Annotated in this window: 10 protein-coding genes; 5 read left to right on the forward strand and 5 right to left on the reverse strand. The window is 41.8% G+C overall.

Annotation, left to right across the window (positions count from 1 at the left end):
• Nucleotides 1–39: 39 nt before the first annotated feature.
• Nucleotides 40–858, forward strand: a complete 819-nt coding sequence (locus AC1XUE_RS08455; protein ID WP_483355499.1) for an N-acetylmuramoyl-L-alanine amidase-like domain-containing protein — start codon at nt 40–42, stop codon at nt 856–858.
• Between the two features lie 4 nt (nt 859–862).
• A complete protein-coding gene (locus AC1XUE_RS08460; protein ID WP_483355500.1) occupies nt 863–1936 on the forward strand; it encodes a mechanosensitive ion channel family protein in 1074 nt (357 codons plus the stop codon).
• Nucleotides 1937–2206: 270 nt separating this feature from the next.
• Here AC1XUE_RS08460 and AC1XUE_RS08465 read toward each other — a convergent pair whose 3' ends face one another.
• The 3 genes from AC1XUE_RS08465 to AC1XUE_RS08475 form a co-directional block, all read right to left on the reverse strand.
• A complete protein-coding gene (locus AC1XUE_RS08465) occupies nt 2207–3574 on the reverse strand; it encodes a HAMP domain-containing sensor histidine kinase (protein WP_483355501.1) in 1368 nt (455 codons plus the stop codon).
• Nucleotides 3571–4248 (reverse strand): response regulator, encoded by a 678-nt coding sequence (locus AC1XUE_RS08470; RefSeq protein WP_483355502.1) that lies wholly within the window; start codon nt 4246–4248, stop codon nt 3571–3573. Before AC1XUE_RS08470 ends, AC1XUE_RS08465 begins: the two co-directional genes overlap by 4 nt.
• A 110-nt stretch (nt 4249–4358) precedes the next feature.
• Complete coding sequence (locus tag AC1XUE_RS08475) at nt 4359–4919, reverse strand: DinB family protein (protein WP_483355503.1); 561 nt, start codon at nt 4917–4919, stop codon at nt 4359–4361.
• Nucleotides 4920–5258: 339 nt separating this feature from the next.
• Between AC1XUE_RS08475 and AC1XUE_RS08480 the strand changes: the two genes are divergently transcribed.
• Together AC1XUE_RS08480 and AC1XUE_RS08485 are read left to right on the forward strand one after the other, a co-directional pair.
• Nucleotides 5259–5864: a DUF4136 domain-containing protein gene (locus AC1XUE_RS08480; protein WP_483355504.1), complete on the forward strand. Its 606-nt coding sequence runs from the start codon at nt 5259–5261 to the stop codon at nt 5862–5864.
• Nucleotides 5865–5870: 6 nt separating this feature from the next.
• The gene (locus tag AC1XUE_RS08485) at nt 5871–6530 is read left to right on the forward strand and encodes a hypothetical protein (RefSeq protein ID WP_483355505.1); all 660 of its coding nucleotides are present in this window, start codon (nt 5871–5873) and stop codon (nt 6528–6530) included.
• Nucleotides 6531–6607: 77 nt separating this feature from the next.
• On the opposite strand, the gene pheA is transcribed toward AC1XUE_RS08485, so the two are convergent.
• Nucleotides 6608–7681 (reverse strand): prephenate dehydratase, encoded by a 1074-nt coding sequence (pheA, locus tag AC1XUE_RS08490; RefSeq protein WP_483355506.1) that lies wholly within the window; start codon nt 7679–7681, stop codon nt 6608–6610.
• A gap of 62 nt (nt 7682–7743) precedes the next feature.
• Nucleotides 7744–9618, reverse strand: a complete 1875-nt coding sequence (locus AC1XUE_RS08495) for a DNA topoisomerase IV subunit B (protein WP_483355507.1) — start codon at nt 9616–9618, stop codon at nt 7744–7746.
• A 271-nt stretch (nt 9619–9889) separates the two neighbouring features.
• Here AC1XUE_RS08495 and AC1XUE_RS08500 point away from each other — a divergent pair, with 271 nt between their 5' ends.
• Nucleotides 9890–12415 carry an SLBB domain-containing protein gene (locus tag AC1XUE_RS08500; RefSeq protein WP_483355508.1) on the forward strand — a complete coding sequence of 842 codons (2526 nt, stop codon included), beginning with the start codon at nt 9890–9892 and terminating at the stop codon, nt 12413–12415.
• The last annotated feature ends 1 nt before the right edge of the window (nt 12416 follow it).

Here is a 12416-nt window from a genome sequence, read left to right on the forward strand (position 1 = left end):
ATATACGGATAAGCTAACCCGTAAGAACCAGATACATTCATGATAAGATTTTTTCCCTTTTATATAATTCTGATCCTTTCTACAAATGTTTTTTCTCAGCCCGGACTGCAGAAAACATTCACACAGAAGATGGAACTTCCTGCTACAGTAGGCATTGGGACGCAAGTGCTCAGGATGAGTGAATCTTTTCTCGGCACGCCTTATGTGGCTGGTACCCTTGAAGGAAATCCAACTGAAAAGCTGGTTTGTAAATTTGATGGATTAGACTGCACCACTTTAGTAGAAACCGCCATTTCTCTGGCCATTGCCAAATCGGAAAATCCAACTTTTGATGGTTACAAATCAGAGTTAACCAAACTTCGCTACCGAAACGGAGAAATTGATGGCTATGCCTCACGCCTTCATTACGTGCTGGACTGGATGTATGAAAACGAAAAGAGAGGAAGGATTGAAAACATTACCGCTAAAATTGGTGGTATTCCATTCAGAAAAGAAATCAACTTCATGACCAATCATGCTAATCTCTATCCTTCAATGGCGGAAAGCCAGGTGTGGGAGAGTGTTAGAGAGCAGGAAAGTCAGATTAATTCCAGAGAGCATTATTATGTCCCCAAAGCAGGGATACGTAAAACAGAGGCTATGCTGCATGATGGCGATGTAGTAGCATTTACGTCATCGGTTGAGGGCCTTGACTGCAACCATATGGGAATTATTACCAAAGTTGGTAGTCGTGCATATCTGATTCACGCATCATCTACGGGTAAAAAGGTTGTTCTATCTCATGTTCCACTTGCTGAATATGTAGCCTCTGTACCTAAGCATACGGGTATGATCGTAGCCAGGCTAACAGATCTATAAGCTCATGAATTATCTTCTTGACAAGCTGGATTACAACAATACTCCATGGCTGATCATTATGCTGGCCTGTGCAATCGGGCTGGTTATCAGTGGAATTTTTATCAAGGTTATCAAAATAACGGCACACAAAAAAGGTTGGCCCATTGCAAAAGCAATTAGCGACAATCTAACTAATGTGCTGTATTTCTTTGTGCCGCTTGTACTAGTGACGAGCACAACGAAAGCGTATATTACCACTAGCGGAGACTATCTGTGGACACACGCCATCAGCAAAATTTTGTTAATTGGAGTTAGTACATGGCTGATGACCCGGATTATCATCATCATCGAAAAAATCCTGATTGAAAAGCTCGATTTCGATACGGAGGACAATAATTACGCAAGGCGTATGTTCACCAAAATCAAGTTCATCAAGCGGATCATCATCATCATGATTGTCCTCATCGGTGTGTCCATATTGCTGTTAAGCTTCGACAGTGTACGGCAATATGGTGTAGGTATACTTACATCGGCAGGTATATTCAGCGTTATTATCGGTTTCGCCGCGCAAAAGTCCCTTGGAAATCTTCTGGCCGGTATACAGATCGCATTTACGCAACCTATTAAAATTGATGATGTAGTGATTGTCGAAGGCGAATGGGGACGGATTGAAGAAATAAATCTAACCTATGTTGTCGTTAACATCTGGGATCTGCGACGGCTGGTACTACCTATTACCTACTTCATAGAGAAGCCTTTTCAAAACTGGACTCGTAATGAGAGCAACCTGATAGGTACTGCTTTTTTACATCTGAACTATAACACCCCCGTTCAGAAATTGAGGGATAAACTGGAAGAAATTCTGATCAGCTCTCCTTTATGGGATGGAAGATCGTGGGCGCTGCAGGTGACCGATACACAGGAACAAATCATGGTTGTGAGAGCGATTATGTCTGCCAGAAGCTCTTCTCAGGCATTTGACCTGCGTTGTCTGGTCAGAGAAAAACTCATTGCTTACATCGTAACGGAATGCCCTGAGGCATTGCCTGGCTACAGAATTGATGGGGCGGCGCAGGATTTCCCGGCAGAAAGAAAATAAAAAACTGGCCTCCGAAAGTTCGAAGGCCAGTTTCCTCACTACTCATCTAACTAAATCTAATTTAACTCCTTTGAGTCAGCATAGTTTACCTTATACGGCATTGCCGCTTTATCTATATCTTCCGTTTGTACCTGTGAAAGCAGGCCATAGGTGAAATTACATATACATTACAGATCATTTCATCAGATAATTATACTTCCTAACGATCCTTCTTAAGACAAAGGTCACCCAAATTTGTTAAATTTTGATTAACGAAAAATTAAAATGACATTAAAATGGAGGGAATTTTAACGTAAAGGTTGTCCCTTTACCTAATTCCGACGCAATATCAATGCTCGCGCCTTGCATGGTGATGATTCTTTTGGTAAGCGCCAGGCCTATTCCGTAGCCGGCTTTACTCATTGTAGTGGCACTCCTGTAGAAAGTATCAAATATATATGGAAATTCTGATTCTGCTATACCTACCCCATTATCCTTAAATTCAATCGTGATCATGTCATCGGTCGCCTGCAGGTTAATATGCACTGTTTTATCATCCGAATATTTACAAGCATTATCCATCAGGTTGAGGAATGCAGTACGGAGTAAACTTTCATCACCATATCGTTTAAGATCTTCTTCATTTTCGGAAATGCTCCCGTAGTGAATATGTACTTCGTAGGTTTGATTTTTCTGTTGAACCGCTGTTTTAGCCTGCCATAATACTTCATCCACGCGTATTTTGGAGAAAGTTACTTTGAAGGCATTCTCCTCAGTTCTTGCCAGTTCCAGCAGCCTGTTTACTAACTCATTCATTCCTTTCGCCTCTGACATTATTCCCTGTAATGCCTCCTGATAATATTGCGGGCTTCTTTCTTTCATCATTGTTACTTCTACCTCGCTCATGATGAGAGCAAGCGGAGTTCGTAATTCGTGAGAAGCATGTCCAACAAAATTTTTCTGAGCTACAAAGGCAATTTCCAGCCTATTCAGCATGAGATTAAATGTCTGAGCCAGCAAAGCTAGTTCATCTTTTTCCCTGCCAACAGTTACTTTATCATGCAGGTTGCCTGCGGATATATTATTTACCTGATCGATGATGTCTGCAACCGGCTTAATGGCATCATTCGAAAACTGCCAGCCAGCCACTGCAACAAGTACCAGGGAGAGAAGCCATCCAACCAGCAAAATATCCCTTAGTCGGGCCAGTTGGCTCATTCCCGGAACATCCCGGGCTATGGTTGCAATTACCCAAGGCTTACTATGATCCTGAAGAATATGCCGGATTACGACTACTTCCTTTTTATCCAGTTTTGAATGAACATCCTTACCTTGTCTGACTTCACGAAGAACGTCAGAAGCAAGAAAGTACACCTGTCCACTGGCAAAAATCACTGAATCGGACCCGTCGTAAATAGTAATCTCTTCATTCAATAAAACAGAACTGTTTTCCTTTTCCCGCTTAACAATTTCTTCTTTACTGATACTACTGGCAGCTTCAACTAACTGGGCGATGGTTTGACTTCTTTCATGCAGAAAAGAATGAAACTGTTTTTCTCTGTACTGATCGTAAAAGAAATAAATAGCCAGACAGAAAAGAGCCATAATTGACCCTACCAGCATCGTAAACAAGAGTGTGAGGCGAGTCTTTATGTTCATTCCTCCTTGAAAATATAACCCATTCCAACCACAGTGTGGATCAGTTTTGGGCTGTAATCCTTATCAACTTTTTTCCGAAGGAAATTGATGTATACATCAATTACATTGGTACCGGTATCGAACCGGATATCCCAAACCTGCTCAGCAATATCCACGCGTGATACCACACGTCCGCGATTTCGCATCAGGTATTCGAGCAGGGCAAATTCCTTAGCCGTAAGATCAATACGGTTTCCACCTCTCCGGGCTACTTTTTCGTCAAGATTCAATTCAAGATCAGCCAGACTAAGGATCTGGCTGGATTGCTCTCTCGCTGCATTCCGGTTTGCCAGCACCTTTAAGCGCGCAATAAGCTCCCGGAATTCAAAAGGTTTCACCAGATAATCATCTCCGCCTGCTTCAAAGCCGTCCAGTTTATCATCGATAGTTCCTAATGCCGTCAAAAACAAAATGGGTGTAGCCAAACCATCCGAGCGCAGATGCCTGGCCACATCATAGCCATTGAGCCCTGGTAGATTTACATCCAGAATGATGACATCGAAACGGTAGTTAGATGCCATTTTTTTACCTACCTCTCCGTCGTAAGCAAGTTCTACTTCCCAGGATTGCTCTTCCAGACCTCTCTTCAGAAATCCCGCTAATTTGGGTTCATCTTCTACTACAAGTATCTTCATAAATGGTAATTAATGCATTTTATGAGTGTTGAACCAAGATTTTTAAAAAAATGGCTACCCTAACCGGATAGCCATACTTATTCATGAATGATGATTTAGACAACAAATGATCAATAATAATCATTGTCTTTATCAAAATCAGCCCCTCCGTTATAGGCTCCAAAATCATCATCTTCATCAAGACGCATACTTTTCACCGCCTTTTTAATCAGCCCTATTTGTCCGGTGTGGTACACGTCATGCTGAATCACACCATGTATCATGGTATAATAAGAGTAATCTCTTCCCGGAACAAATTCCTCCAGAAACGCGTCGTTTTCAATTTTTTCCAGTTCTGAAACTAATTCTTCCTGCGAAAGGCTAAGTTCCATCTGAATTGCTTCCCATTCAAACTCGTCCACCAAAGGAAATTTCTTCCAGTCTTTATCCTTTGTTTTGATATCAAATTCAGCATCTCCCTGCAGCTTACGAACCGCAAAAATACGCCATGTAGTCATGTGGTAAACAATTTCAGCAATGGAATGTGTATTGGCGCTCAGCCTTGCTTCCGCCACTTTTGGAGAAACATCACGCAGTGTTTCTACCAATGACGGTCCGTACCATGCTTCTTCACTTTCATAAGTATCGTTGAGTACGTCGATAATTCTTAAAACTTCTTCTTTTGCCTCCATATTTGCGATTCTGAACGGGGTGTTCGAAATATTTTTCTAAACAGAATGTTGGATACTAAAACTTTACAGGATTTTGAATTTCTGCAATAGTACTATGTCTTTTACAAATTGCCTTGTCTATACCCTATTTTTTTTCAATGCGGCATTACAGCACTAGATCCGGGTATGGCCTTTGCTAAACCACAGAACAACTCTTTTAAAGTTTAATAAATTCATTTTCCAACCAATTTACTCGTCCATCGGTCATTTATCATACATCTTACATGTGGAGAAATGCCATCGGATAAAATGTTCAATTTCAAATTTCGTTTCATTAAAGTATTAAATGTAAAATCAGAAATGTATAAGATAGCCTCACTCATCGTTTTGGTCTCCTTGCTTGGATTAATGTCCTGCACCAAAGACCCCATCAGTGATTTAACTTCAGAAGAATCACTAGTATATGTAACCAACAGGGATACACAGGCAGATTATAAACAGTATAAAACTTTCAGTATCGTTGATTCGGTGCTGGTCATGGAGAACAACCGTACCGGTACTGCACTTGACGAGCTGGATATTGCTGTTTTAAATCGCATTATCGACAATATGAAAGACCTTGGCTATGTGCTGGTTAGTCCCGCACAAAAACCTGACGTAGGAGTTAATGTTGCCTGGATTACCAACTCACAACTGAATGTAACAAGTATGCCTCTGTACTACGGAAATTATTGGGGCGGATTAGGAGGGTATGGTTGGGGCTACCCAAGCTACTATCAATATTACGAAACCAGTGAAAGCTATTGGCACATCTCCATGGTAGATTTTAAAAATCCCAATACGGTTGACAAAACTTATAAGGTTGTATGGGATGCACAAATCCGGGGATCAGATATCGGAAACCGCAGTTTAGCGAATACCATGATCGATGCCATTTACTCCCAGTCAGCGTACTTAAAAAAATAGAAAGTCATGAAGAAAATATTTTTTGCCCTCATGCTGATTTCATTTACTTCAGCAGTGATGGCTCAGGAAGCACCAAGGCTCTACACTTTGCCTTCTCCTTTTGAACGATACACGCACTTTCTGGTGACGGGAAGGATTGGCGGGGCAGTTCCCATGGGATCTTTCTCTGATTCATATATTGATCAGGCATCATTCAGAAATTATTCAATTTCACTTGAATGGGTACTTCGAAACAGCCCGATATCTGTAGGCGGAGAAATAGGAAGCTCCTACTTTCAAAAGAGATTACCCAGAGCGCTATATCAAAGCGGCGACGAGACGGTATCTGCGGTCCAGACAAGAACCATCAGCCAAACTCCTGTTCAGGCTTTCATTAATTACCATTTCCTGAACAAGTCCTCTGTTGTGCAGCCTTATGCACAGGTGAGTGCCGGTGTCAGTTTCTCTGATTATTCTCTTTATTACGGCAGCCTTATCCAGCAGCAGCAAAAAATACCTTTTGCCTATGGCGTTGGACTCGGATCTCGATTTTTGTTCAGGAAGGATGGCTCATTCGGTGCTGACGTCCGCGTTAAATATGAAGGGACCAGCTTCAAATACGGATATCTGGAGAAAGGGACATCCACAGTAAATGGTTCAGTGGGGCTATTTTACAGATGGTGGTAAATGTGAATAAAATTAAAATGGCCAGTTCCGATGTATCGGTGCTGGCCATTTTGATGTTGAATTCTCTATTAATTATATCAAGACACCTTTACATAGCTACCGAGCCATTTTAAGTGTGTACCGTACTTGTGCATTAACTCTTTCACCTGAGGATCTTCTATATGCCCCAGAAACTCCACCAGAAACCATGCTCTGAAACTTGCCTCTCCCCGCTGCGGGCGGCTCTCTATTTTCGTGAGGTTAATTCCTCTGTCATTAAACTCTTTCAGGAACTCATAAAGAACACCCGGCCGGTTGGTATTAGGCAAATTCGCAATGATCGTCGTTTTGTCCTCTTCGCTTTTTGCATTTACGATATCTTTGGACAAAATTAAAAACCGTGTTCTGTTCTGATCACTATCTTCAATATTATCAAAGAAGACCGGAACCCCAAACAGGCGTGCAGAAATGGAAGAACAAATTGCTGCGGAGTCAGGCTCCTGAGCAGCAAGTTTTGCAGCCTTGGCCGTGGACTCAACCGGAACCAGCTCAACACCCAGCCCCTCCAGATACTCACTGATAAACTTACCGCACTGCCTGAAGGCGATATCCTTTGAATAAATTCGTTTGATATCTTTTAATGAATCTGATTGGGAGGCAAAAGTAAAATGAATGGGTAGCAGCACTTCAGCCACGATGGTCAAATTCTTATCCCTCAGATAATCAACGGTTTCAACAACGATACCTTCCTGATTATTTTCAATAGGTACTACACCAAATTTGGCACGTCCGGTTTCGACACTTTCAAAAACTGAATGTATAGTGGGAAGCACCAGATATTCGCTCATCGCACCAAAACGACTCTCTGCAGCCTGATGCGTAAAACTTCCTTCCGGTCCCAGATAAGCGATACGTTCCGGCAATTCGAGATTACGGGAAACCGCAAAAATTTCAAAAAAGATCGCATCTATCGCCTGCCTGGTCAGCAACCCCCCATTTCGTTTTTCCAGCCGGTCAAGTATTTGCTTCTCTCTTTCAGGCCTGTAAATAATTGAATTAGAAGAACGCTTCAGCTCACCAACTTTATGAACAAGCTCCATACGCTCGTTCAGTATGGCCAGCATCTGATCGTCAAGGGTGTCTATCCTGTTTCTTAAATCCTGTAAATCCACAATTTTTGTTTTCTAATAAAAGGTATTAGCCGTCAACCGTATTTTCAAATCGGGGCGCGAAGTTAAACAGCTACAGCCAGTTCTTCGATATTCTTTTCAATTTTCAGATTGTCAATAATGAACCGCTGACGCTCCGGTGTATTTTTACCCATATAATACGTAAGCAGTTTCAAAATAGACGTTTCTTTCTGTAATATCACTGGTTCGAGGTGCATGTCTTCGCCAATAAACTTCCCAAATTCTTCCGGAGATATCTCTCCCAGCCCTTTGAAACGCGTTATTTCAGGCTTGCTACCCAGTTTTCCTATTGCTGCATGTTTCTCTTCCTGTGAATAACAATAGATGGTTTCTTTTTTATTTCGCACCCTGAACAAGGGCGTTTCCAACACATACAAGTGCCCGTTACGGACGATATCCGGAAAAAACTGTAAAAAGAACGTCATCAGGAGCAATCGGATATGCATGCCGTCCACATCTGCATCTGTTGCGATTACGATCCGATGAAAACGCAGGTTTTCGATTCCATTTTCGATATCCAATGCATGCTGAAGCAGGTTGAACTCCTCATTCTCGTATACGATTTTCTTATTTAATCCGAAGCAATTCAATGGTTTACCTCTTAAACTAAATACCGCCTGAGTTTGAATATTTCTTGATTTGGTGATCGAGCCACTTGCGGAATCTCCCTCTGTTATAAAAAGGGTGGTTTCATATCTTGAATCGTGTTTCAGATCGGTAAGGTGAATACGGCAATCGCGTAACTTTTTGTTATGTAAATTTGCCTTTTTAGCACGTTCGTTAGCCAGTTTTTTAATGCCGGCCAATTCTTTTCGTTCCCGCTCCGACTGCTCAATACGTTTCTTAAGGGCATCCCGAGACTCAGGATTCATATGCAGATAATTGTCCAGACGCTCCTTTACAAAATCATTAACAAATGTGCGGACCGTAGTACTGGTCGAATCCGGTGTGATCGTATTGGATCCTAGTTTCGTTTTGGTCTGAGACTCAAATACGGGTTCTTGAACACGAATTGCTACTGCTGCAATAATAGATGACCTGATATCTTCCGGAGCGTAATCCTTCCCAAAATGCTCCCGTATGGCTCTCACCACTGCCTCTCGAAATGCAGCAAGATGTGTGCCGCCCTGGGTTGTATACTGCCCGTTTACAAAAGAGTAATATTCTTCTCCATACTGATTCCCGTGCGTCATCGCAAACTCAATATCCTCCCCTTTCAGATGAATAATAGGATAGCGTATTGCTTCCGCATCCGACTTGCTTTGTAACAGATCCAGCAAACCATTCTGAGATATATATTTCTGACCATTGAAATTGATTGTCAATCCTGCATTCAGGTAACAATAGTTCCATATCATGTTATTCAGGTATTGCGGGATATACCTGAAATTTTTAAAAATCAGACCATCCGGCTCAAACACCATGTGCGTTCCGTTTCTCTGAGAAGTCGGTTCTTCTCCGGATTCATTGGTAAGTTCTCCCTGCTGAAATTCCGCCATCTTGAACTTTCCATCTCTGTAGGATTGTACCTTAAAATAATTGGAAAGTGCATTCACTGCTTTGGTACCGACACCATTTAATCCAACAGATTTTTGAAAAGCTCCGGAATCATACTTACCACCGGTATTTATTTTAGAAACACAATCCACCACCTTGCCCAACGGAATTCCTCTGCCATAGTCACGTACCTCTACACGATGCTCCGAGATTTTGATTTCGATGGTTCTGCCATTTCCCATCATATGCTCATCGATTGAATTGTCCACGATCTCCTTCACCAGTACGTAGATGCCATCGTCAATCGAAGAACCATCTCCCAGTTTTCCGATGTACATACCGGGCCTGAGGCGGATGTGTTCCTTCCAATCCAGTGACTTTATACTATCCTCGTCGTATTGAACATTAACTTTATTTTCCATATAGAAGTGAACTCACAGTCGGCCTGTAAGTTCGATTTAATTATTGTATTTTAATAATTTTGGTCTTTTGTCGTTAGGCTATTGTAACTTTGCCGAAATGGGTAAACCAACCATATACTAGAAATTCTTTAAAAATAGAAAAAATCTAATTTACTTTGCGATATATGAAAAATCAAATATTCCGTTTTCTGATCTTAAATATGCAAATTTACTAAGTTCAGACAACAGTTATATTGAATTTTAAGTATTTCCTAGCACAACAACACTACGTATGACCAGATTAAAGTTGGGTAAAAAATGCAAATATTTCCTGCCTTATTTGCTAAGTTTTATCATCTCCTTGCCAACATTTTCACAAGTAACTGCACCTACTACTTCAGCTCCTGCACCTGCTGGCCAACCACAGGGAACTCAGCAACAAGGCAATACAGGAACAAATAATGCTCCTTCCAATCAACGCGGAAATCAGGGAAATGTTCCAGGTAATGCTAACCAACAGCAGGGAGCCCCGAGAACTAATACCGGCGACAAAGGTCGGGCTGCCAATGCTGCAAATGCCGCTAACGCTGCAGAAGCTGGTGAAAATGCAGATGCGCAAAACTCTGATCAAAGTAAGCTAAATCAGGATAGTTCCAAAGCACTTACACCTCAGGAGCAGGAGAAAGAAGAACTACGCAGAAAAATATACGGATATTCCATATTCGCAGATAAAAATCTGAACACAATTCCGGATTTTCAGATCGCAACACCCACCAATTATGTAGTTGGCCCGGGCGATGTTTTGAAGATATTCTATTACAATTTTGCAGAAGCTACTTACGAGCTGGAAGTAAATCGAGACGGTTTTATCCAGATTCAGCCACGTGTTGGTAATGTATATGTGGCCGGGCACACCATTGACGAAATCCGAAAAATTCTTATCGACAGATTTACCAAAGTAGGAGTTCCCGGACTTATTGGTGGAAGTGGACAACCTGCACGTACTAAACTGATGGTTACTCTTGGAGAATTAAGAACCGTGAAAGTACTGGTTACCGGTGAGGTTATTAATCCGGGTACATATGAGCTATCCTCTCTGGCATCTGCTTTCAATGCACTTTACCTGGCCGGGGGACCTAATGAAATAGGATCTTTCCGTGATGTAAAAGTTGTTCGTAATGGAAAGGTTATCAGCCACATGGATATCTACGATTTCCTAACCAAAGGAACCAGAGACGGAGATGTGAGAATCCAGGATAATGATAATATACAGGTAGGCTATTATTTCAAGAGAATTGAAATGGAAGGGCTTGTAAAGCGGCCTGGATTGTATGAGCTCCTGCCTGAAGAAAAACTAAGCGATGTACTTGCTTACGCAGGTGGATTTGATGACAAAGCATACAGAGGCCGTGTAAAAGTAGAAAGAATCACCTCTCTGGAACGTAAAATGTTTGACGTATCCGAAAGTGAGTTCAGTACGTTTGACATGGCAACAGGTGATCTTGTGACGGTGGAAACTGTCCTGGATCGTTTTGAGAACATTGTAACAATCGAAGGTGCCGTATTCAGGCCAGGTAATTATTCGCTGGATAACAGTCCTTCTCTTAAAAAATTAGTAGAGAATGCCCAAGGTTTGAGAGAAGATGCATTTATAGGGCGTATCAATGTACTCAGAACACGTCAGGATCTTACAATTGAAAACATTTCGCTTAACTACGCTGACATTGTGAATAATAAAACCCCTGACCTGATGCTTACCCGTCTGGATCAGATCATTATTCCATCCAAGTTCACAATGGCAGAAGTAGCTTTTATTAAAGTAGATGGGGAAGTTAATAATCCACAATTCCCTGAGAACGAGGGTAAATTTCCTTTTACATCCAATACAACGCTAGAGGATGCCATTCTTAAGGCAGGCGGATTTAAAGAATCGGCTTATACGGCCGAAGTTGAGGTCATCAGACGTAAACGTGACGGTGTTGCAGGTGCTGCTAATGCGCAAATTGCAGAAATCTACAAATTCAATGTAAATCGGGACCTTTCTCTTGGTGCAAATCAGAGCAATTTTGTTCTGATGCCTTTTGACCACATCATCATCCGTAAATCGCCCAATTATGTCGTACAGCAATCTGTCTTTATAGAGGGAGAAGTGCTTGTACCTGGTGAATACAGTATTGTCAATAAAAATGACAAAATCAGCGACGTGATCAAAAGAGCTGGTAACCTGACCGAACTTGCTAATGCGGAAGGAGCTACTCTGCTGCGAAGAACCGTCGCGAAAAGCATGACAGAAGCTACCAATTATGAGGAGACTGACATGGCTGAGAAAAGTATCAAAAGCGGTACTATCATGGGTGATATGCCCAACGTAAAAGAAGAATCGATAGGTATTCAATTGCGTAGCATTTTAAAACAACCTGGTTCTTTTGAAGATCTCATCGTTCAGGAAGGTGACATCATACGTATACCGAAACGTCTGGAAACGGTTCAGGTTATAGGTCAGGTACTGTATCCAACCACAGTGAAATACGGAAAAGGCATGAACTTTACAGACTATATCTCCCGTTCAGGAGGGTTTACACCACAGTCACTCAGAAAAAGTTCATATATCAAATACCCGAACGGAAATGTGGATAGAACCCGAAGATTCTTATTCTTCAATGTATATCCGAAAGTGCAGCCGGGCTCTGAAATATACGTCCCTCAGAGAGCAGCACCTGCTCTTAACGCGCAGCAATCGATCACTACCGCAACAAGTGTATTAGGCTCGATAATGACCCTGGTTGTTACCATACTGGCCTTCCGTACTATCAACTAAA

The organism is Dyadobacter sp. HNCC25DJ187 (genome assembly GCF_056895255.1).